This window comes from Psychroserpens ponticola, assembly GCF_023556315.2.
Taxonomy (GTDB): Bacteria; Bacteroidota; Bacteroidia; order Flavobacteriales; family Flavobacteriaceae; genus Psychroserpens; species Psychroserpens ponticola.
Genome location: NZ_CP116221.1, coordinates 3,569,656 through 3,593,279 on the forward strand (window position 1 = coordinate 3,569,656; position 23,624 = coordinate 3,593,279).

General features: G+C 31.6%; 20 protein-coding genes. 15 read left to right on the top strand and 5 right to left on the bottom strand.

Annotation, left to right across the window (positions count from 1 at the left end; genetic code table 11):
* From MUN68_RS15760 to MUN68_RS15775, 4 genes are all read left to right on the top strand, one after another.
* On the top strand, positions 1 to 858 hold the full coding sequence (locus MUN68_RS15760; protein WP_249993150.1) for a YicC/YloC family endoribonuclease: 858 nt from the start codon (positions 1 to 3) through the stop codon (positions 856 to 858).
* 145 nt (positions 859 to 1,003) lie between these two features.
* The gene (gene gmk, locus MUN68_RS15765; RefSeq protein ID WP_249993148.1) at positions 1,004 to 1,594 is read left to right on the top strand and encodes a guanylate kinase; all 591 of its coding nucleotides are present in this window, start codon (positions 1,004 to 1,006) and stop codon (positions 1,592 to 1,594) included.
* Between the two features lie 3 nt (positions 1,595 to 1,597).
* Positions 1,598 to 2,176, top strand: a complete 579-nt coding sequence (gene nadD, locus MUN68_RS15770) for a nicotinate (nicotinamide) nucleotide adenylyltransferase (RefSeq protein ID WP_249993147.1) — start codon at positions 1,598 to 1,600, stop codon at positions 2,174 to 2,176.
* 139 nt (positions 2,177 to 2,315) lie between these two features.
* A complete protein-coding gene (locus MUN68_RS15775) occupies positions 2,316 to 4,160 on the top strand; it encodes a PLP-dependent aminotransferase family protein (protein ID WP_249993146.1) in 1,845 nt (614 codons plus the stop codon).
* 37 nt (positions 4,161 to 4,197) lie between these two features.
* On the opposite strand, the gene MUN68_RS15780 is transcribed toward MUN68_RS15775, so the two are convergent.
* Positions 4,198 to 4,557 (bottom strand): YraN family protein, encoded by a 360-nt coding sequence (locus MUN68_RS15780; protein WP_249993145.1) that lies wholly within the window; start codon positions 4,555 to 4,557, stop codon positions 4,198 to 4,200.
* 71 nt (positions 4,558 to 4,628) lie between these two features.
* Between MUN68_RS15780 and MUN68_RS15785 the strand changes: the two genes are divergently transcribed.
* Positions 4,629 to 5,612 (top strand): T9SS type A sorting domain-containing protein, encoded by a 984-nt coding sequence (locus MUN68_RS15785; protein ID WP_249993144.1) that lies wholly within the window; start codon positions 4,629 to 4,631, stop codon positions 5,610 to 5,612.
* Positions 5,613 to 5,616: 4 nt separating this feature from the next.
* Here the strand turns inward: MUN68_RS15785 and MUN68_RS15790 are convergent, their stop codons facing one another.
* Positions 5,617 to 6,531, bottom strand: a complete 915-nt coding sequence (locus tag MUN68_RS15790) for a winged helix-turn-helix domain-containing protein (protein WP_249993143.1) — start codon at positions 6,529 to 6,531, stop codon at positions 5,617 to 5,619.
* A 40-nt stretch (positions 6,532 to 6,571) separates the two neighbouring features.
* On the opposite strand from MUN68_RS15790, the gene MUN68_RS15795 reads away from it, so the two are divergent.
* Positions 6,572 to 7,531 carry a WD40 repeat domain-containing protein gene (locus tag MUN68_RS15795; protein ID WP_272792384.1) on the top strand — a complete coding sequence of 320 codons (960 nt, stop codon included), beginning with the start codon at positions 6,572 to 6,574 and terminating at the stop codon, positions 7,529 to 7,531.
* Here MUN68_RS15795 and MUN68_RS15800 read toward each other — a convergent pair.
* Positions 7,512 to 8,528 (bottom strand): S66 peptidase family protein, encoded by a 1,017-nt coding sequence (locus MUN68_RS15800; protein WP_249993141.1) that lies wholly within the window; start codon positions 8,526 to 8,528, stop codon positions 7,512 to 7,514. The genes MUN68_RS15795 and MUN68_RS15800 overlap by 20 nt on opposite strands.
* A gap of 340 nt (positions 8,529 to 8,868) precedes the next feature.
* Here MUN68_RS15800 and metG point away from each other — a divergent pair, with 340 nt between their 5' ends.
* From metG to MUN68_RS15835, 7 genes are all read left to right on the top strand, one after another.
* Positions 8,869 to 10,971, top strand: a complete 2,103-nt coding sequence (metG, locus tag MUN68_RS15805) for a methionine--tRNA ligase (protein ID WP_249993139.1) — start codon at positions 8,869 to 8,871, stop codon at positions 10,969 to 10,971.
* 88 nt (positions 10,972 to 11,059) lie between these two features.
* Positions 11,060 to 13,180 carry a Tex family protein gene (locus MUN68_RS15810; RefSeq protein ID WP_249993130.1) on the top strand — a complete coding sequence of 707 codons (2,121 nt, stop codon included), beginning with the start codon at positions 11,060 to 11,062 and terminating at the stop codon, positions 13,178 to 13,180.
* Positions 13,181 to 13,290: 110 nt separating this feature from the next.
* Positions 13,291 to 13,809 (top strand): ferritin, encoded by a 519-nt coding sequence (locus tag MUN68_RS15815; protein ID WP_249993128.1) that lies wholly within the window; start codon positions 13,291 to 13,293, stop codon positions 13,807 to 13,809.
* Positions 13,810 to 14,089: 280 nt separating this feature from the next.
* Positions 14,090 to 14,932, top strand: coding sequence for a helix-turn-helix domain-containing protein (locus MUN68_RS15820; RefSeq protein WP_249993126.1), 843 nt, complete (start codon positions 14,090 to 14,092; stop codon positions 14,930 to 14,932).
* Positions 14,933 to 15,022: 90 nt separating this feature from the next.
* Positions 15,023 to 15,181, top strand: a complete 159-nt coding sequence (locus MUN68_RS15825) for a hypothetical protein (RefSeq protein ID WP_249993124.1) — start codon at positions 15,023 to 15,025, stop codon at positions 15,179 to 15,181.
* Positions 15,182 to 15,321: 140 nt separating this feature from the next.
* Complete coding sequence (locus MUN68_RS15830; protein WP_249993122.1) at positions 15,322 to 15,870, top strand: carboxymuconolactone decarboxylase family protein; 549 nt, start codon at positions 15,322 to 15,324, stop codon at positions 15,868 to 15,870.
* Positions 15,871 to 15,904: 34 nt separating this feature from the next.
* Positions 15,905 to 16,282, top strand: a complete 378-nt coding sequence (locus MUN68_RS15835) for a cupredoxin domain-containing protein (protein WP_249993120.1) — start codon at positions 15,905 to 15,907, stop codon at positions 16,280 to 16,282.
* Positions 16,283 to 16,339: 57 nt separating this feature from the next.
* On the opposite strand, the gene MUN68_RS15840 is transcribed toward MUN68_RS15835, so the two are convergent.
* Positions 16,340 to 18,922, bottom strand: a complete 2,583-nt coding sequence (locus MUN68_RS15840) for a phosphoenolpyruvate carboxylase (protein WP_249993118.1) — start codon at positions 18,920 to 18,922, stop codon at positions 16,340 to 16,342.
* Between the two features lie 205 nt (positions 18,923 to 19,127).
* Here MUN68_RS15840 and MUN68_RS15845 point away from each other — a divergent pair, with 205 nt between their 5' ends.
* Positions 19,128 to 19,565 carry a hypothetical protein gene (locus MUN68_RS15845; RefSeq protein WP_249993116.1) on the top strand — a complete coding sequence of 146 codons (438 nt, stop codon included), beginning with the start codon at positions 19,128 to 19,130 and terminating at the stop codon, positions 19,563 to 19,565.
* Between the two features lie 72 nt (positions 19,566 to 19,637).
* On the opposite strand, the gene MUN68_RS15850 is transcribed toward MUN68_RS15845, so the two are convergent.
* Positions 19,638 to 20,699: an endonuclease/exonuclease/phosphatase family protein gene (locus tag MUN68_RS15850; RefSeq protein WP_249993114.1), complete on the bottom strand. Its 1,062-nt coding sequence runs from the start codon at positions 20,697 to 20,699 to the stop codon at positions 19,638 to 19,640.
* 138 nt (positions 20,700 to 20,837) lie between these two features.
* Here MUN68_RS15850 and MUN68_RS15855 point away from each other — a divergent pair, with 138 nt between their 5' ends.
* Positions 20,838 to 23,618 carry a TonB-dependent receptor gene (locus MUN68_RS15855; RefSeq protein WP_249993112.1) on the top strand — a complete coding sequence of 927 codons (2,781 nt, stop codon included), beginning with the start codon at positions 20,838 to 20,840 and terminating at the stop codon, positions 23,616 to 23,618.
* The last annotated feature ends 6 nt before the right edge of the window (positions 23,619 to 23,624 follow it).

The window sequence follows — 23,624 nt, forward strand, 5'->3', positions numbered from 1 at the left end:
ATGATACAATCAATGACAGGTTATGGTAAGTCTGTGATACAACTTCCAACCAAAAAAATCTCTATAGAAGTAAAATCTCTAAACAGTAAAAATTTAGATCTTAATACAAGAATGCCTTCATTGTATCGCGAAAAGGAATTAAGCATTCGAAAACTTATTGCTTCAAAATTAGTGCGAGGTAAAGTTGATTTTTCATTATACATGGAAATTACAGGAGAAGAAACCTCAACACAAATCAATAAAACAGTTGTAAATCAATACATCAAACAACTCAAAAATGTTGTTGATGGTGATGAAACTGAATTGCTAAAAATGGCAATTCGTCTTCCAGATGCTTTAACGACTGAACGCGAAGAAATGGATGAAAATGAATGGTCTCAAATTTCAAAAGAAATTGATAATAGTCTCGAGAAGATTCTGCAATATAGAATTGATGAAGGAAAAAGTCTTGAAGTCGATTTCATTGCTCGAGTTCAAAACATTTCAAATTTACTAGATGAAGTCATCGCAATTGATCCTGATCGAATTGAAGGTGTACGCGAACGTTTAAATAAAGGCATTTCAGAAATTAAAGAAAAAGTAGACGAAAACCGATTTGAACAAGAACTCGTCTATTACATTGAAAAATTCGATATCACTGAAGAAAAAGTCCGATTAAAGAATCACTTAGATTACTTTCAAAAAGCATTACATTCTGATGATTCTAATGGAAAGAAACTTGGTTTTATAGGTCAAGAAATGGGAAGAGAAATCAATACTATTGGTTCAAAATCTAATTATGCTCCAATGCAAAAACTAGTTGTTCAAATGAAAGATGAGCTTGAAAAAATTAAGGAACAGTTATTGAATGTCTTATAGACCATTAGTTGTTAGCAAAAATGAATATAGCTAGGAAAAAAGAAACTATTTGTCATTCAGAACGTAGTGAAAAATCTCATTAGAGACGTTTTGACTGCGCTCAACGTGACACAATAAAAAATATAAATACTCCAAAACGATATAAGTGTCAGAAATAAAAAATAAAAACAGAGGAAAGCTACTCGTGTTTTCAGCACCTTCTGGTTCAGGAAAAACAACGATTGTTAGACATTTACTCAAACAGAAAGAACTTAATTTAGAATTTTCTATTTCGGCAACTTCTAGAGAAAAACGCGGTAATGAAATCCATGGAAAAGACTATTATTTCCTTGACGTCAAAGATTTTAAAAACAGAATCAAAAATGATGAATTCCTAGAATGGGAAGAGGTCTATCGCGATAATTTCTACGGAACTTTAAAAACTGAAATTGAACGTATTTGGGGAAAAGGTAAAAATGTAATATTCGATATTGATGTGTCTGGTGGCTTAAGAATAAAAAAGAAATTTCCAGAAGAAACTTTAGCCATTTTTGTAAAACCACCAGATTTAAATGAGCTTATTATTAGACTCAAAGAACGTGGTGAAGAAAGCGCTGAAAAAATAAGTATGCGAGTTGCAAAAGCACCTGCTGAATTAGCAACTGCACCATTGTTTGATGAAATTGTTCTCAATAAAGATTTAGATAAAGCATTAGATGATACTCATACACTAGTGTCAAATTTCATTAATTCTTAACTTATGAAAATCGGATTGTATTTCGGGACATTTAATCCAATTCATGTTGGCCATCTCACCATTGCAAACCATTTAGCTGAGTATAGCGATTTAGACAAAATTTGGTTTGTTGTCACGCCTCATAGTCCGTTTAAAAAGAAAAGTTCGTTGTTGGATGATCGTCAGCGTTATGAAATGGTATATCGTGCTACAAAAGAGTATTCAAAATTAGAACCTAGTGATATTGAGTTTAATTTACCGCAACCCAATTATACTATTAATACGCTTACTTACTTAAAAGAAAAATATCCAGATTCTGAATTTGCCCTTATTATGGGTGAAGATAATTTGAAGAGTTTTCACAAGTGGAAAAACTATCAACTCATTCTAGATAATCATGACATTTATGTATATCCTAGAATTTCTGAAGGTACTGTAGACACTCAATTTAACACACATTCAAAAATTAAGAAAGTTGATGCTCCTATTATGGAATTGTCTTCAACATTTATCAGAAAATCTATTAAAGACGATAAAAATGTTAGACCAATGCTGCCTGAAAATGTTTGGGAATATTTGGATGAGATGAATTTTTATAGGTAAACAACAACCTTAACGTTCTATACGTAGAGAAGGTTTATAATACAAATTTTAAATTCGGCAATACATATATCTGTAGTAAGAGAATTAGATAAAAAATCTAATTAATGTATTTTGCCCAACTATCTAAAGTTGAAAAATCATGAAGAACAATAAAACACTAAATTATATTAAAGCGGTATTAGAAAACATGCCTACTAATTGGCTGGATCTAACAACCCATCGACTAGATATTTATGATGAACAATTGGCTAAAACGCAATTCTTAGACCAGTTTGAAATTCTGTTTAATAACAATAATTCTGAATCATCAACACTCAATGCATTACCAACAGCTTACGACTATATTCGATTAGGTCACCCATTATCTTGCATTTTAGAATGGGGAATTGCTAATTTAAATCATATAAAACCTGGAAATGTCATAAGTTTTTCATCAAAGACGATTCCGGTTTTAGCCATTCTAAGAAAAAATGTATTAGAAAATAAAAATACCCAAATCATTTATAATGATAAATTACCCGATACTTTTGACATTGACGTTTTAAGAAGCGTTTATGGGTATAACTTTGATTTAAAAAAAGTTGACGAATTAAAAGAGGTTTCAAAATTTGACGGAAGTACTGTTTTCATTTCTCAAAAAGATGAAGTTTCTAAGAGTGAACTCAACTCTAATATTGACTTTTTTGTCAATATTCATAATACTCTTGGAAGCGTTTTGTTAGTTAATGGCGATCAAAATGAAAGTTACATCTCAGAAATTCAACATGTAAGAAGACGAGAAACGATTGCAATGACACCAATAAATTGTCTTGCCGCTTTAAAGTCACTAATTAAAGAATCTTCAATTGATACTAATAAAAATAATGTCAATACAAACGAATCACGTGTCTTAGATTCAATTTCAGAAATTACAGGAACAACATCTAAGGCGTTGGTTGGTTCAAGTGGTCTTTCAGTTCAGTATGCCATTATGATGGGACTAATTCATCATGCTCAAGAAACTCATAAAGGAAAGGCAATAAAATTTGTTGTGCCTCCAAATTGTTATGGTGGAACAAACGACCAAGCAAGACGAGTTGCAGCTTGCATTGATAATGTGGAAGTTATTGATTTACCTGTTGATGGTGACAATGACATGGTTCAAAGCATTGAAATCGTTTTAAATAAAATAGCTAAGCAAGATGCTATTCCTTATATAATCGCTGAGATTCCAACAAATCCAAGAGTTGAAGTTCCAGATCTTAAACAATTAAAAAAAGCTTTAAGCACTGTTCGTAAAACTGTCACAGGTGAAATCGCTATAGCTCCAGTTTTTATTTTAGACCAAACATTTTGTCCTAATGTTCACTTTTTAGGTGAAGGAAAAATACTCTCAACAGTTAAAACCATCTCTTATGCAAGTGGTTCTAAATTCCCAAGTGGTGGACAATGCACTGCAGGCTATTGTGTAGGAAATAATCAAGTTGATGCTTTGATGGAAAAAATTGAACAACATCTGATAATTTGTGACAATAAAGCTACAAATCTTCAAATGGAAATATTAGCAAAACAGTTGCCTTCAATGAATCAAAGAATTATTGATGCCTATAAGAATACAAGAGAATTTGTAACCTTTATCAACGATACTTTACCAGCTGCAAAAATCAATTTTGTTTCAGAAGAATTAGCAAGTGAAGGATTTACACCATCTGTCTTTTCATTAGATCTTCCAACAAAAGGGAAAACTGTTCAAGATAAAGAAGCTTATAAAAGAGCTCTAAATCATAAATTAATTAATTTAATGATTACAGAAATTCCTAAGGAAAGTAAGTACTGCGTAAGTTATGGGCAACTAAAAGGATGTTATTGGACAATACCTGCTACATCAACTCAAGGGACCACAAAAGAAGGTGATAAGGATTATATTGCACGTGTAGCACTTTCACCAAATATGGATCTAGAACGTCATAAAAAAGTCTTTTTAGAGTTTGTTAGAAATATTTGAGGCATTTTTTTTAGAAAAAACAACCATTATTCTCATATCAAAAATGATAATAGGCATTTTCTAAATGCTCAATATCAAAATGATTTGCATTTTTTACGATTGCAATAATATCAAAACGAACCTCAACATCGAACTGATTTGTCGTCACATAATTATCGACAGCTTTTACAATTCTTTGAATTTGTTTCGGTTTTAAGAAATCTTGCGGATTACCAAAGACTTTTGTTGAACGCGTTTTCACTTCAATTACAGCAAGAATGTCTTTCTTTTGAGCAATGATATCAACTTCAGCTTTTTGAAATGTATAATTACGCTCAAGAATTTCATAACCATTCTTAAGTAGAAAATTGACAGCTAAGTCTTCTCCTTTTTTCCCTAATTCATTATGATTTGCCATAATTGATATAAAAATAACGCAACCTATTAGAGTTTTTTGAGTCTATTAATAAATATACTAAATTTTAATCCATGAAGAAACTGATTCTATTCTTAACTCTATTTTATTACAATATCAATTATGCACAAACTTTATATGCAATTGATCAGGATTTTAAAATTAGTACATATGACCAAAATGGCCAACTTTTATTAATTAAACAATTTGAAGATTATTTTTCTGATATTGCTGTGTCAAGTTTAGGTGAAATTTATCTTACTTCTAGTACTAGACTATATCATTATGATGTTATTAATGATAACTTAAATCAGGTATACTTATTACCAAACTCAATTGGTTCTAACACATCATTAACCGCTGGACACAATAACGATTTATATTTTCTAACAGACTTTCAAAATTTATGCAGATATGATATTACAAATAATTCTTTAGAAATTATAACAAATTTAGGTGCTCAAACTCCAGGTGATATTGTCTTTTACAAAGGCAATATTATTTTTAAACTCTCAGGCTCTGATCTAATAAGTGCTTATAACCTATCTAATGCTACGACACATAATATTTTTTGTTTTCCTGATTCTTCTTTTTGGAATTCATACGGAATTGCTAATCACTTTAATTCATGTGGAGATAATATAATAATATTGAGTAGAGGCTCTGAATTATTTGAATTAAACCTAGAAAATAACACGTTAACATTATTAAACATTGTGCATGACACTCCTATATTCGGTTTAGCTACTGACACTGAATATTTGGCCTCAAACTGTAATACGACACTAAATGAAAATCCTTGTGCGCTTTCATTAGAAGATTACAATTTCTTAAATTCAGGAATTTTATTTTATCCTAATCCTGTAGGAAATTATATAAACATAAAAAACAATATAGTATATGACACACTGAGTATTATCGATATTAACGGAAGAATAATAAATACTTATAGAAAGAATCAAAGAAAAATTAATGTTTCAGAATTAAGTAATGGTGTGTATTTTTTTAAAATAACCAATGGAGAACAATCTAGAATAGAAAAATTTGTAAAAAACTAAAACTCTATTCTTTAGACACCTCCAACTTATAGCCAATGCCATGAACATTAGCAATCTTTATAGAAGTATCCTCCTTCAGTTTTTTTCGCAATTTTGAAATATAAGTATCTAAACTTCGACCAACAAAAACACCATGATCCTCCCAAACTCGTTTTGATAATTCATCTCGTTTGACAACTTCATTTAGGTTATCACATAAAATTTCTAAGAGTTCACATTCCTTTTTTGACAAACCTATTTCCTTTTCTATATACAGCAATTTGCTTTGATCTTTATCAAATTTATAATTCCCAATGTTATAACACAGTTGATCAACAGGAGTAGGATTAGTAGACGTCTTTTTTTGTCTGAAAAGAAATCCTAATACTAGAAGTAGAGGAACAATTAACCATAGATAAATGAGTGAAGACTGTTTTTGGTTAGTCTCAAATCGAATTTTAATAGTATAACAATTGAGAGGTAAGATGCGTCCAGCACAAGGAATAATACTTTCCGCTTCGTTTTGGTTAATTTCATAACTATAAGCCACTTCATCAACCTTACATTGAAAGACCTCAACGCGATAATGATTAGCAAGCTTCGCTTTTTCAAGACTGTTTTTAACAAATATGACAAGGCTATCTGGTTGTATTGAAAGTTCTTGTTGAAATGAAATTTTATACGTTTTAGCATCAACTTTTGTAACTGGTAAAACTAATGACGTAGAATCTTGATTGGACAATAATAATGTATGACCAACATCTCTAAGTGCAATTTTTGTGATTTCTATTGGTGAATCATCTTGTTTACAAGACGAGAAATTTAGGATTACTAAAACCACTAAAATTATATAAGCGTAACTTTTCATAGGCTCTACAAATAAATGACAAATAAGCGAATTATCGTATGCTTTGACAGTTCTTTTACACTTTTTTGACATTTAAAACACTTCGATTTTATAGTTTTGACACAAAGACTATATGATGAAAAACAATTCTTATTTAGTTGTATTATTTGTGCTTTTTACAACACTCAGTTTTGCCCAAAAAGGACAAGAAGAGACTAAAATTCTATGGACTGCAAATTGGAGTCACGATGGGAATTATATTGCAATTGGAGGTGATGATAAAACAATTAGAATCTACAATGGTAACACCTTTGAGTTCATCAAAACCTATCAAAATGAGTCTGAAATTAAACGTTTAAGTTGGCATCCAACTCAAAACATATTAGCTGTTGCTGCAGTTGGAAATCATTCTAAACTTATTGATTTAAATTCTGACAAAATAACCAAATTTAAAGACATTGAAACTTCTGGAAGTCGAGCAATAGAATGGAATTATAATGGAGAATTCATCGCTTTAGCTGATTTTGATGGAAACCTATTTATTATGAATAATAAAGGTGAACATATAAAAACAATCTCAAAAGAAGGTACATTTAGCTATGTAGGTGTCGATTGGCATCCTAAAAAAAATGAAATTATCACCTTATCTGAAAAGGTACGAATTTTCAATATTGATGGCAAGTTACTGAAAGAACTTAAACATAGAATTGAAGATGTTTTAATGCTTTGTGTCAAATGGCATCCTTCTGGAGAATTTTTTGTAATTGGTGATTATGGCGATATCAATGCTCCTTACAAACCGCTGTTACAATTCTGGAAAGAAGATGGAACTTTAATCTCACAAAGCAGTTTAAGTAAAGCTGAATATAGAAATGTTAGTTGGAATCAAAAAGGAAAACGATTGGCAACAGCTAGTGATGCCCTTAGAATTTGGAATCAAAAAGGGACGCTTTTACATACTGGATTATCTCATACTAATTTATGGGGAATTGATTGGAGTCCAGATGGTAATTATATTGTAACCTCAAGTGAAACAGGTTATATTACCATATGGAATAAGAACGCTGAAATAGTTACTCGTCTAGAAAAATAAGTTTTGAATTTCCTTTCTCAACCTTCAATTCAACAGTTTTTCCTAAAACCATAGCACGATTATCTTTTTCATGACCTGCTGGCATATTAAATGCAATAGGAAAATCATAATCTGACAAAGCATCTAAAACAAGTTGTTCTACTGAACTTCCCCAAAGTGTCGTATTTTTTCGCATTTTAGACATATCTCCAACTACTAATCCGCTTAAATTATCAAAATAACCTGCACGTTTCATACTTTGTAACATACGATCAATATGATATTTATATTCCCCAATTTCTTCAATAAAAAGAATTTTTCCAGAGGTATCAATACTTTCTCTAGAACCTAACATGGTATGAAGTACTGTCAAATTCCCTCCTACTAATGGTCCAGTTGCAACTCCTACTCTGTTATAATCTGAACTTTCCAAAGTATAGTTCACAGGATTCCCAAAAATGGTAGATTTAAATGTTTCAACAGTGTCATTAATATCATTTAAGTCTTTAGTCAAACTCACACACATCAACGCATGAATCGATTGAAACCCTTCATTATGAATTTGATTGTGTAAAGCCGTAATATCACTATAACCTATAATCCATTTTGGATTTACTTTAAACTTGTCGTAATCTAATTTATCTAAAATTCGAACCGTTCCATAACCACCTCTGGCACACCAAATCGCACTAACAGTTGGATCATCTAATGCGTTTTGAAAATCTTCACAACGTTCTGCATCTGTTCCTGCAAAATGATCAGACTTACTAAAAACATGTTTGCCAACAATCGTATTCAATCCCCAACTTTTCAATAAAGCTACAGCTTGTTGCACTTCATCATTTCGGTTTTTCAATATGCCTGAAGGTGCAACAATTGCTACAGTATCTCCAGATTTTAAATATGGTGGTTGTATCAAAGCAGTTTGGTTTTGTTGAATAGATACATCCTGAGCATTCATCTTTCCAAAGAAAAAAAGGGCACAACTCAAGAGTAAAAAATAACGAATTTTCGACATATTGTAAATGTACATTTTTTTTTACACGTTTAAATTTAATAATTCGTAATGCACAAATTAATTGTAAAATTAAGAATGTGTATAACCACTGCGTTCTCTGATTAAAAATTTTAAACATATTATAATAAAAACTATGTCTAAAATTTATAAATCCTCGTTTCAATATAGCTATCAAAATGTGTACTTTTGTGCCTTATATTTATCAATTTAGAATCCTAAGATTCTGTCTCCTCGAGCACTACTGAATGTAAAATATATTTTACTGAAAGTAGTGAGTGCAGCTCACGAGAGAGGTTTAAAATGAGGTCTCGACTGCGCTCGACCTGACATCTATATTAAAATGAATACTCCAAAAAGATATACAATTACTGCAGCATTACCATATACTAATGGTCCAATTCATATTGGTCATTTAGCTGGTGTGTATGTACCTGCTGATATTTACGCTCGCTACAAACGCTTAACCGGAAATGATGTGGCTTTTATTTGTGGAAGTGACGAACATGGTGTTCCTATTACGATTAAAGCTAAAAAAGAAGGCGTAACTCCTCAAGATATCGTCGATAAATACCATGCGATTATCAAGAAATCATTTGTTGACTTCGGAATTACATTCGACAATTATTCACGTACGTCTGCAAAAATTCATCATGATACTGCTCAAGAATTTTTTAAAACACTTAATGATAAACATGAATTTATAGAAGAAGTTACTGAGCAACTCTACGATGAAAAAGCAAATCAGTTTTTAGCCGATCGTTTCGTTACTGGAACTTGTCCGAAATGTGGAAATGAAGAAGCATATGGTGATCAATGTGAAAGTTGTGGTTCCAGCTTAAATGCAACAGATCTTATCAATCCTAAATCGGCCATTACTGGAAATGTGCCAACATTAAAAGAAACAAAACACTGGTTTTTACCTTTAAATAAACACGAAGACTTTTTAAAAGAATGGATTTTAAAAGGCCACAAAAAAGATTGGAAACCTAATGTTTACGGACAAGTAAAATCGTGGATTGATGATGGTTTGCGTCCAAGAGCTGTCACACGTGACTTAGATTGGGGAATTCCAGTTCCTGCTCCAGGAGGCGAAGGCAAAGTGCTTTACGTTTGGTTTGACGCACCAATTGGTTATATTTCTTCAACTAAAGAATGGGCAACAAGAGAAGGTAAAGATTGGGAACCTTATTGGAAAGACAAAGACACAAAACTCGTACATTTTATAGGAAAAGATAATATTGTATTTCACTGTATTATTTTTCCTGCGATGCTAAAAGCTGAAGGTTCATATATTTTACCAGATAATGTACCTGCTAACGAATTTTTAAATCTAGAAGGCAAAAAATTGTCAACCTCTAAAAATTGGGCTGTTTGGCTTCCAGAGTATTTAGAAGATTTTCCAAATCAGCAAGATGTATTGCGTTATGCATTAACGGCTAATGCTCCTGAAAGTAAGGATAATGATTTTACTTGGAAAGATTTTCAAGCGAGAAATAATAATGAATTGGTGGCTATCTTCGGAAACTTCATCAATCGCGTTGTTGTTTTGACTAATAAATATTATGACGGAATTATTCCTGAAGCTTCTGAATTTTCAGACGTTGATACTGAAACTTTAGCTGCAATAAAAGCATATCCTTCAGTGATTGAAAGCTCTATTGAACGTTATAGATTTAGAGAAGCGAGTCAAGAATTAATGAATTTAGCACGTTTAGGGAACAAATACCTAGCAGATGAAGAACCTTGGAAGCTAGTGAAAACTGACGAAGTTCGTACAAAAACAATCATGTATGTTGCACTTCAAATTGCAAGTGCTTTAGCAACGTTGAGTGAACCATTTTTGCCATTTACTTCTACAAAATTGAAAAAGATGCTTCGCTACACTCTGAATGACAATAACGTCAGTTCGAGTGATTCGACGCAGGAGAATTGTATCGAGAACTCATGGTCTGATATTTCATCAAAAGACATCCTTATTCCATCTGGACATCACATTGGAAAAGGCGAATTGCTGTTTTCAAAAATTGAAGATAAAACCATAGACGCACAATTGGAAAAATTGGAAGCTAGCAAAAAAGCAAACGAAGCTGCTAACAAAGTAATCGAACCACAAAAAGAAATCATTACGTTTGAAGATTTCACCAAACTCGATATGAGAGTTGGAACGATTCTCGAAGCTGAAAAAATGCCAAAAACGAAAAAGTTGTTAATTTTAAAAGTCGATACAGGAATTGACACCAGAACAATTGTATCAGGTATTGCTGAAACCTTTACACCAGAAGAAGTAATTGGAAAACAAGTGACTGTTTTAGTCAACTTAGCACCAAGAGCATTACGAGGTGTTGAAAGTGAGGGCATGATTTTAATGACCGAAACTCCTGAAGGCAAATTAGTGTTTGTAAATCCGGATACGACTGTAAATAGTGGATTACAGATAAGTTAATCTAAACTTAAAAATAATTATATTCTAAACCTCGTAGACTCATTACTGCGAGGTTTTTTTATTACTTTTCAATATTCAAAATTGTGTTATGATTTCCTATATAATTTCCAAAACCAAACTACCTGAATCTTCAGTAAAAAACACAGTCAATTTACTAAATCAAGACTGTACAATTCCTTTTATTTCAAGATATAGAAAAGAAGCCACAGGCAATTTAGATGAAGTTCAAATTGGTGACATCGTAAAATATAAAGAACAATTTGAAGCCTTAGAAAAACGAAAAACAGCCATTCTAAAAGCATTAGAAGAACAAGACGTTTTAACTTCAGAATTAAAAGCAAAAGTAAATGCTTGTCAAGATAGTACAACACTTGAAGATTTATACCTTCCGTATAAAAAAAGTCGAAAAACCAAAGCCGAAACCGCTCGTAAAAATGGCTTAGAGTCTTTAGCAAAAATCATTATGAGTCAAAATGCTAATGATATTGAATCTATTGCGCTTAAATATGTAAAAAATGATGTTGAAACACCAGAAAATGCTTTAGAAGGTGCGCGACATATTATTGCTGAATGGATCAATGAACGTTCTGACATTAGAAACAACCTTCGAAATCAATTAGAGCGTCACGCCATGATTGCTACCAAAGTTGTGAAAGCAAAAAAAGATGATGAAAACGCGCAAAAATTTAGAGATTATTTTGAATGGGAAGAAGCCTTAAGTCGAATTCCATCACACAGATTACTAGCTATTTTAAGAGCAGAAAACGAAGGTTTTATCAGAGTAAAAATCCAGATAGATACTGAACGTGCTCTAGATCGTATTGATAACAAAATCATTAAAAGTCAAAATGCATGTGCAGATCAAATTGAACTTGCCATTTCAGATGCATATAAACGATTACTATTTCCGTCGTTAAGTAATGAAGCACTTCAAAAGGCAAAAGATAAAGCTGATGAAGCTGCAATCTCAATTTTTGCAAAAAATTTAAAACAATTATTGCTAGGTTCACCATTAGGAGAAAAACGAGTTTTGGCTATAGATCCTGGATTTAGATCAGGATGTAAAGTGGTTTGTTTAGATGAAAAAGGCGACTTAAAACACAACGAAACCATTTATCCTCATCCTCCAAAAAGTGACCAAACTGGAGCCATGAAAAAAATTAGCTTTTTAACTGAAGCACATCAAATTGAAGCCATAGCTATTGGAAACGGAACAGCATCACGTGAAACTGAAGCATTGATTAGAAGAATTCGGTTTAAAAATGACATTCAAGTATTTGTTGTGAGCGAAGCTGGAGCTAGTATTTATTCCGCATCAAAAATTGCTCGCGATGAATTCCCTAATTATGATGTGACTGTTCGCGGTTCGGTTTCTATTGGACGTCGCTTACAAGATCCTTTAGCCGAATTGGTAAAAATTGATGCCAAATCTATTGGTGTTGGACAATACCAACACGATGTCGATCAAAACAAACTCAAAAAAGAATTAGATGTTGTGGTTGAAAACTGTGTAAATTCCGTTGGTGTTAATATCAATACTGCTAGTCATAGTTTATTGAGTTACGTTTCTGGAATTGGTCCAAAATTAGCCGAGAACATTGTGAATTACAGAAGTGAAAATGGTGCATTCACTAATAGAAATACTATTAAAAAAGTGCCTCGTTTAGGTGATAAAGCTTTTGAACAAGGTGTTGGTTTCTTAAGAATAAAAGATGGTGAAAATCCATTAGATGATTCTGCTGTACATCCTGAAAGTTATGCAATCGTGAAAAAAATGGCAAAAGACGAAGGTGTTTCGCTTTCAGAATTAATTGGAAACAAAACCATTCTTAAAAAGATTAATTTAAAACATTATTGTACTGAATCAGTCGGATTATTAACACTTGAAGATATTGTAAAAGAACTTGAAAAACCTGGTTTAGACATACGAGAACAAGCCAAAGTATTTACATTCAATCAAAACATTAAAACTATCACTGATTTAAGAGCAGGTCAATTACTTCCAGGAATTGTCAATAATATCACAGCATTTGGCTGTTTCGTAGATGTTGGAATTAAAGAAAGTGGCTTGATCCATGTGTCTAATTTATCAGACAGTTTTGTAAAAGATGTAAATGAACATGTGCATTTGCATCAACAAATCGTGGTTAAAGTCTTAGAAGTTGATGTTCCTAGAAAGCGTATTCAACTGAAACTACATAAACTATAGATGTGTTCAAGGTGTATTCCTTTAGAAGAACTATTCCAAATAAGCCACCAACATCATCATTTATTTCATTTGTCTCTTTAACTCCTTATCTTTACTTAAAATGAAAAATTATGTTATCAAAAACTATTGAAACTGCATTAAATAAACAAATTAGAATCGAAGCCGAGTCATCTCAGGTTTATTTAGCAATGGCTATTTGGGCTGAAGTAAAAGGCTTAGAAGGCATTTCAAATTTCATGTATGACCAATCTGATGAAGAACGAGAACACATGCTTAAATTAGTAAAGTTTGTTAACGAACGCGGTGGACATGCACATGTTTCAGAATTAAAAGCACCAAACGTAACTTTTGGATCGTTTAAAGAAATGTTTGAAAAATTATTAGCTCATGAAATCTTTGTTTCTGAAAGCATTAATAATTTAGTTCATATTTCTCTTGAAAACAGAGACTATGCAACACATAATTTCTTACAATGGTACGTCTCTGAACAAATTGAAGAAGAGGCTACAGCAAGAACTATTTTAGACAAAGTGAATATGATTGGTGATGATAAAGGTGGACTTTACTTATTTGATAGAGATATTCAGCAATTAACTGTGAATTCTGCAGCACAACAGCCTGGAATTTAAATGTTAAAATTTATTTAGATTAAATTTAAATAATTATTTTTGCATCATTGTTACTAGCAAATTCAATGGGCAAAAAAAAGAAAGACAAGACACTGAAGAAAGAACGTATAAAAGTTCTTCAATCAACTGGTTTTGATACTTTAAAAGTAAAATCTAAATGCTGTAAGAAGTTTAAAAAATCAGAATTTAAACGCTGTAAAAAGTGTCCTTGCTTTGATTTAATAAAAAAAGTAGCCTAACCTTTTTGTAATTTTTTGTTCACTAAACAGACTTAGTGAACATGACACATACATTTAAAGAGTTTTCTACCAATGCCATTTTCAATATTGGAAATGAAACCGATTTAAAATCATTTCTCACACCTAAACAAACAGAACTATACACATTTATTTGGGCTCAAGCGGAAGCCATCGAAATAGTCATTGATAGTCTTCCATTTACCATTCAACCTCATAGTATTTTAGCACTAACTCCTATTCAATATTTACAATATATAAGTGGAAAAGATGCAATAATGTATCAATTTAACAGAGAATTCTATTGTATCAAAGACCATGACCAAGAAGTGAGTTGTGTTGGTGTTTTATTTTTTGGAAACACTAATATTCCAATCATTCATTTAGATAAAACGGAACAACACAAGTTTCAAATGCTTCATGACGTTTTTATTGACGAATTAGAAACAAAAGACACAATTCAAGCAGAAATGTTGCGCATGCTTATGGCTCGTTTCATAATTAAAAGTACACGTTTGCTTAAAGCGAAAGAAGGCATTGTTGAAACAGCTAAAAGTTCAAAAGTAAATTTATTAAGATCTTATAATTTTTTAGTTGAGCAACATTTTAAAACGGAACATAGCGTGTCATTCTATGCAGAACAACTATTTAAGTCGCCAAAAACCTTATCCAATAATTTTGCAAAACTTAATCAAAGTCCGTTACAAATCATACATGAACGCATTGTATTAGAAACTAAACGCCTTCTAATTTATACAGATAAAACGGCTAAAGAAATTGCCTATGAAGTAGGTTTTCAAGACGCTTCACACTTAAGCCGATTATTTAAAAAGCACACCACACAGTCGCCTTCAGAATTCAAAAAACAGCTTTCTACATCAAACTAGGAAAAATTGACAAGTCATTAGGAAAATTCTTCATTCTTTAACAACAGCTTCTATCTCATCTTTGCATTGTAATATTTAAACAATAACAAGATGACAACACCACACAAATCAATATTCAATTTAATTGAAATATTTAGAAGCAGTCCAAAACATTTTATGAACACATTAGTAGCTAAAACACATTGTGAAAATCAACATATTCACGATTACTATTGTGATGCTGAAACACCTCATATCAATTCAAAATAATTACAATGGGAAGAATTGACAAGCATGTAGGAGGAATATTCATTTTATGACTTCTATTTCTATCGCAACTTTGTACCAACAAAAAATCAAACAAATACTAACACTACTCTGAATACTATAAGAGTTAAAAATTTAAAATTATGAACACATTTAATGTACCAACAAAAGAAGATGTAAGCTCTAATAATCAAGCTATTTTTGACAATCTAAACAAAGCATTAGGTTTTGTACCAAACTTATATGCTACGTATGCACATAGTGATACAGCACTTGAAAACTATTTAACATTTTCGAATGCAAAAACATCATTAACTGCTAAAGAAAAAGAAGTCATAAACCTAGCTGTAAGCCAAGTAAATGATTGTATCTACTGCCTATCTGCTCATACAGTAATAGGAAAAATGAACGGGTTTACTGATGCGCAAATCTTAGAATTAAGATCTGGATTTTCTACAGTAAACACAAAATTAGATGCACTTGCAAAATTAGCTAAGAACATTACTGAAAATAGAGGGAAAACGGATGAATCAGTATTAGAAGATTTCTTTGCTTCAGGATATACAAAAGGAAATTTAATTGATGTTATCTCTTTAGTAGGCGACAAAACAATTTCAAACTACATACACAGTACAACTAATGTTCCTGTTGATTTTCCTGTAGCTCAACCTTTAGAATTACAAACTGTTTAAACATAAATATTAATAAACCATAACACACAAAATCATGAAAAAAATCATTTCCATACTCGTAATTGCATTAGCATTTTCAATACATTCAAATGCACAAGATAAAATGATGAAAGACACTAAGGCAACTGTAATTTCCTTAGAACAAACTAAAGGAGAATTTACTCAAAAAGAAATCACTTTAGAAGCGGGTGCATATGTCTTTGAGATTGAAAACAATAATGTCGGACATCAAGTAGGTTTCGTACTTGCACCAAAATCTAATCCTGATGCGCATATTAAAACAGCTTATGTTACTAAAGCAGTTGACAACAACTCTAAAGAGACATCAAATATTACAAATTTGGAAAAAGGAGAATACGTATATTTTTGTCCGATGAATCCAACACCTCAATATACTTTAATTGTGAACTAAAATCATTAAAATGATTAGTAGCTAAAAAGAGTGTCTTAAAAAAAGGACGCTCTTTTTTTATGCAGAATTACGACTCGCATTAATATTACCAAATAAAGAACGCATCACAATTTTTTCATAAACAGCAATTTCTTTTTCATCTCGAACTTCGGCTTTTTCTAATTCTTGAATTTTTTTAAGTGCATATTGTTGTATTGTCAATAGTGGCAAAACAATAGATTCTCTAACAGCAATAGAGGCCTTAGCTGCTGGTTCCTCTTCCATAAGTTGTTTTGAACCTGTTAACTTTAAAAGCAAACGCTTAGAAGTTTTGTATTCGGTATGAATAATGGTCCAAAAGCCACCAAATTCGTCATCATCAGCCATATATTTTGTAAGATCAAAAAACGATTTTGACAAAGACATCATACTGTTTTTAACTAAAGTTTTAAAGAAATTAGAGCTATTATATAAGTCTTTCACTTTATCAAATTCACCTTGATCTTCGTAATGTTTTAATGCAGTTCCTACACCAAAAAATCCTGGTACATTTTGTTTTAACTGACTCCAACTTCCAACAAATGGAATCGCTCTTAAGTCTTCAAATATTAACTTATCAGACTTTCCGCGTTTTGATGGTCGACTTCCTATATTAGTTTTAGCATAATATTTTAAGGTACTCATACGCTCTAGATATGGGACAAACATGGCATGATTTTTAAAATCGGAATAGGCTTTAAAACTCAAGTTTGCTAATTCGTCCATGACTTTAATATTGTCAGTCTTCATTGCTAAATTAGTGTCATTGAGACGATTTAAAATCCCAGAACTTATCAATTGTTCAAGATTATACTGTGAAGAATCTAAGGTTCCAAAGTTAGAGCTAATCGTTTGTCCTTGAATGGTAAGCTGTACTTCTTTATCTTCAATCGTTGGACCTAAAGACGCATAAAACTGATGTGTTTTTCCTCCTCCTCTAGCAGGTGGACCACCACGACCATCAAAGAAAATTACAGTTACATCATATTTTCTTGACACTTCAGTTAAGCGTTCTTTAGCTTTAAAAATTCCCCAATTTGCCATAAGATAACCACCATCTTTTGTGCCATCACTAAAGCCTAGCATAATGGTTTGCTTGTTTCCTCTCTTTTTTAAATGCTTTGCATATTCTGGATTGGTGTACAACTCTTCCATGACAGCAGGCGCATTTTCTAAATCGGTTATGGTTTCAAATAAAGGTCCAATATCTACCGTTAATTCCTCTTCAAAAGCCACCAATTTCAGCATTGCAAAAAGTTGCATCACGTTAAGTGTCGTTTGGTTATTACTTATAATATAACGATTGGCCGCTTTTTCTCCATTGGTTTGCTGAATCGTTTTGATCGCTTTCATTGAATTAAGTGTTTTTAAAACATCTTCATCATTATATATGGAAAGGTCTATAGTTCCTTTAACTTTTGAAAGCATCTCGACTTGTTCCTTTTCAGATAAATCATAATAATTTTTTGGAAAGACTTTAGATCCTGTAGCAATAAGCCTATCTACCATTTTATTAAAAACAGCTGCATGAGCACGACTATCTTGACGAATATCTAAAGCTCCAAAATGGAATCCAAACAAATGGACTTTATTAAGCAGACTATTAAACTCTTCTAAATAAAGGGATTGATGCTCTTTAATGATAATAGACTTAATCGCTTTTAATTCTGAAGTAAAATGTGATAATGTTAATGCTTCTTTATCAGGTATTATAAAGGCATCATAAAGTTTTGTCTCTAATTCTGACAGACGTTCACCAACACCTTTAAATGTAAGTTTTCGTTTTAAACGTCTAATATCACGATAGTAATTTTTAAGAATTGTTATTCGCAATCTTCTCGCAACTTTTAAAGTGATTTCTGGAGTTACAAATGGATTTCCATCACGATCTCCTCCTGGCCAAAAACCAATATTTATGATATCGTTTTCTATATGATTTCCTTCAAATATGTTTTGTTGAATATAATCATAAATACTTCCGAAGGAATAATAAAACACATGTTCTAAATACCAAATTAGATTTACAGCTTCATCATAAGGAGAAGGCTTTTCATGTTTAAAAAAAGGTGTTTTTCCGAGTTGAGCTAAAAGATCATTAATCGTTAATAAATCGTTCTTTTGGATGGCTTCGGTTAAATCTGTAATAATTCCTAAAACAGCTCCAGGATAAAATTGCGTAGGATGTGCAGTGAGCACTATTCTAACTTTAAATTCTTCTAAATAATGTTTTAATTCTTCTAACTTATGCTCTGAAGCAGCTGATTCTTTAAGACTTCGAAGTGTTCCGATACCATCCATATTATTCACCACAGGAAAAGCTGCATCTTCAATGGCATCAAATAAAACAACTTGACGTTCTATATATTGAATAAATCGAAACAGTAAATTAGTTTGACTGTCTTTAGTACGTCTTGCTTGATATTTTTTAAAAAAAGTCTCAACTATGGTCGTAGGATTATCTCCTGCTTTAAACCCCTTCTCACAGGTTTCATGAAATAAGGGTAACAAAACTCCAGTCTTGGTAATAGTATCAAAAGGTAACGTCATAAATATACTATTGTATATCTGATATTTTGATAAGACATTTTGTTTAAATCTTATAAGTTTAGGTTGCGTAGACATAATATTTACTTCTTTGCATAAAGGTAGTACAAGCGCAACTGTTTTTATGTTACCTACTTGCATTTTTACAGAAAAAGCTAAAAGAAAAGGAAATCGTTAATAATGTTTCATTTTATAGGCATCATTAATATGAATATTTTAACACGTATTTACGTGTGTCTATATAATTACTACATTTGCAATGTTAACTTTTCAAATCAACACTATGTACAGTACGATTCAAATGATTCATTCTTATTGGGCTTATTTGGTATTAACCATGATAATTATAGCCAGTTTTAACGCCATTATAAAATATTTTGGCGGAAAGGAATTTAATGCTATAGATTTTAGAATTGCATTGTTTACATTGATTGTAACTCATATTCAGTTATTATTAGGAATTGCTTTATTTTTTGCTTCAGGTTATGTGTCATTAATAAGTGATATAGGCATGAGTGAATTAATGAATAATGATGTTTTACGTAACAAGATAATTGAACACCCAACATTAATGATTATAGCTGTTGCTTTAATAACTATAGGCTATTCTAAACACAAAAAGAAACTAACTTCTAAACCAAAGTTTAAAGTTCTAGCTATTTTTTACACATTAGCATTGGCTTCTGTTTTGTATATGATTCCTTGGAAAACATGGTTTTAAAACGGCTATAAAATAAAAAAAGCGCAAACTTACAAGTTTGCGCTTTTTTTATAATGAATCTTTAATACGGTGTTATTTTGCTTCTTTCACAACAAAAACATACACTGGAAAGTGGTCACTAAATCCATTTGTAAAGCCACTAGAGAAACTTCTAAAAGGGTAACCTTTGTAACGCCCATGCTTGCTAATTAAATAATTGCGACTGTATATTTCGGCTTTATAAAACCTATAAGACGAGTAATCTTTTTCTAATAAAGGTTTTGTCATTAGTATTTGATCAAACAAACTCCAAGCATCTCTATATGCTGTAGTTCCCAAACCATCTTTTCTAAACATGTTTTCATAAGGATTATAAATTCCTTTTAAACCAACATCTTCTTTTTCACTTTCTGCTTTTAAAACTTTTTTAACGCTTTCGTTAGTTGGATTGTCATTTAAATCTCCCATAATAAAGATCTTAGCATAAGGATCAATAGACTGTAAAGAGTCTGAAAGTCGTTTACTTACCTTTGCTGCAGCAACACGATTTACTCTACTTTTTGCTTCACCACCACTTCTTGATGGCCAGTGATTAACTACAACATGAATAAGATCTCCATCTAATTCTCCAGAAACGAGTAATTGATCTCTTGTTTGTCTACGTTCTTTTGTATTATGATCATATATTTTCACTTCATGAGAACTATGACTTATTGGCCTAAATAATTTTTTTTGGTATAATAAAGCGACATCAATACCTCTAACATCTGGAGATTCGTAATGAATAATTCCATAATCCCTTCCCACTAATAATGGATCGTTTACCACATCGACTAAAACTTGTCGGTTTTCAACCTCACAAACTCCAATAACTGCAGGAGAATTTCCAGTAACATCAGATCCAATATCAGCTATAACTCTAGCCATATTTTGTACTTTCTTAATGTAAACCTCTTCTCTGTTGGCTTTCATCTCCATAATTGGACTTCTCTCGTCAAATTTCGTCGTATCATTTACAGTGTCAAATAAATTCTCTAAATTGTAGAATGCTATTGTGTGAACTGTAAAGGGTTTTTTCTTTTTTTCTTCTTGAGAAAAAAGACTAAAAGTCAACAAAAAACAGATAGTTGTTATTGTAATACGTATTGCTTTCATTTATTCTAATATTATGTTATTGTTATAATCATTACAAATGTTAAGCCAAAAGTATGTATTTATTATAAATAATGTAAATTTGCAAGCCTTAAATAACTATTATTTAATGCGTGATAATTATTAACTTTAAAATTAAGCATGAAAAAAAGTATTTTTATTTTTTTACTTGGGATCTTTTCTTTTAGTTCAGCCTTCGCCCAACAAACCCTAATTAAGGGTAGTGTTAAAGATGCTGTAACCAATGAACCCATACCAGATGTTACAATTACTATTGAAGAAACATCGCAAGCTACAACTACTAATGGTTTTGGTGAGTTTACTTTTTCTTCAAATGTTCCCTTAGGTGAACAAGTGTTGAAAATATCTAAAGATGGATATGTAACTAAAAGATATCCTATTGTAGTGAATGAAGGTCAAACTGTAGATATTACAGATATGACTTTAGACATTGATGTCTCAGATTCTGTAGATTTATTTACAATCTCGTTAACAGATGACGAACTTAATGATGACACTAGTGCCTCAGATAATATTTCTGGGTTATTACAATCGTCACAAGACATCTATCAACGTACAGCTGCTTTTGAGTTTAGTTCTTCTTTCTTTAGAGTAAGAGGTTTAGATTCAGATAATGGTTCCGTTTTAATTAACGGTGTTGAAATGAACAAATTGTATAATGGAAGACCACAATGGAGTAATTGGGGAGGACTTAATGATGTAATGCGTAACCAAGAACTGACTTCTGGGTTAACACCTTCAGCGTATAACTTTGGAGGTATTTTAGGAACATCTAACATTAACACAAGAGCTTCAAAATACAGACAAGGTGGTCGTGTAACCTATTCATCATCTAACCGTAGTTATACTAACCGATTAATGACTAGTTATTCTTCTGGCTTAGTAGAAGGAGGTTGGGCTTACAGCTTTTCTCTTGGAAGACGATGGGGAAATGAAGGTTATCAAGATGCTTCTTTATATGATGCAAATTCATTTTTCGCATCTATTGAAAAGAAAATCAATGATAAGCATAGTATCAACTTTACATCAATTTATGCTCCAAATAGAAGAGGTAAATCTTCACCAAATACTCAAGAAGTTTATGACTTAAAAGGTATTAAATATAATGAATATTGGGGATATTTAGATGGTGAAAAACGCAACTCTCGTATTAAAGAAGTAAAAGAACCAATACTAATGTTAAACCACTATTGGGATATTAGTACTAAAACATCTTTAAACACAAATGTTGCTTACCAATTTGGTACTTTAGGAAATAGTCGTTTAGATTATTCTGGTGGTGGAAACCCAAGTCCAGCTTATTACCAAGATTTACCGAGTTACAATTTATCAGATGATGATGGGCCAGATTATGCTAATGCCTATATTAATGAACAGAATTTTATTAATGATGGCCAACTTGACTGGGAGCGTATTATAGATGCTAACATCACTAATAATGACCCAACTAATGGTGGAGCTAGACCAGCAGCTTATGTTCTATATGAAGACAGAAGTGATGATAAGCAACTGACAATCAATTCAATTTTAAGTTCAGAAATTAATGATAATATTTTATTAAACGCTTCTGTTAACTATAAAAGATTAAAATCTGAAAATTTTGGAGAAATTTTAGACTTATTAGGATCTAACGTTGGAGCATTAAATGTAGATTCTTTTGACGGTTTCCAGTATGATTCTCAAAATCCTGACCGTATCGTTGGTGAAGGAGATAAATTCAGATATAACTATAATTTATTTGCTAATGTTATTTCAGGATATGCTCAAGCTCAATTCAAGTACAATAAAGTAGACTTTTATGTCTCTGCAAGTGTTACAAATACAACATATCAAAGAGAAGGTTTATGGGAACACAGTAGATTCGCAGGAGATTTATCTTATGGTAAAGGAAAAGAATTAACTTTTACTGGAATTGGTACAAAAGCAGGATTTACTTATAAAATAACTGGTAAGCATTTATTAGATGTTAATGCTGGTTATATAACACGAGCACCTTCATTACGTAACACCTTTTCTAATTCAAGAGAAAACGCAAGTGTAGTAAGAGGTATAACTGAAGAAAAAGTAACTTCGTTTGATGCAAGTTACATTTTTAGATCTTCAATTGTTAAAGCTAAACTTACAGGATATTATTCAAAAATAGAAGATGCAAATGAAGTAGGATTTTATTATGCTGATGGTTTAAGTGGTTTTGATATTCAAGACAATGATACTTCTGCATTTGTACAAGAAATATTACAAGGAATCGATAAAAAACATATTGGAGTTGAATTAGGTATCGAAGCACAAGTTACACCAACTATTAAATTAAAAGGTGCAGGTTCTGTTGGTCAATATACTTATGATAACAATCCTAACTTATACTTAACATCTGCTAGTTTCACATCAGCTGATGGTTCAATTTCTTATGGAGAAGCGAATTTAAAAGATTATAAAATTGCTGGAGGTCCTCAACGTGCTGCTTCAATTGGTTTTGAATATAGAGATCCTGATTACTGGTGGTTTGGTGCAACAGCAAACTTTTTCTCAAATGCATATATAGATATTAATACGTTAACAAGAACAGAGAATTTTTATTTAGATGCTGATGGCTTACCATTTAATGACTATGATGAAGACGTTGCTAATGGTTTGTTAAAACAAGAAAAAATTGACGATTATATGGTTGTTAACCTTATAGGTGGAAAATCATGGAAAATAGATCAATACTATATTGGTTTTTTTGCTAGTGTTGGTAACCTGTTAGATAAACAATACAAAACTGGAGGTTTTGAACAAGGTAGAAACGCAAATTATAGAGAGTTAAGAGATGATAATTCTAACCCTAAACGTGTTTTTGGACCTAAATATTGGTATGGCCGTGGTACAAATTACTTTGTAAATGTGTACTTTAGATTTTAAAAAAAA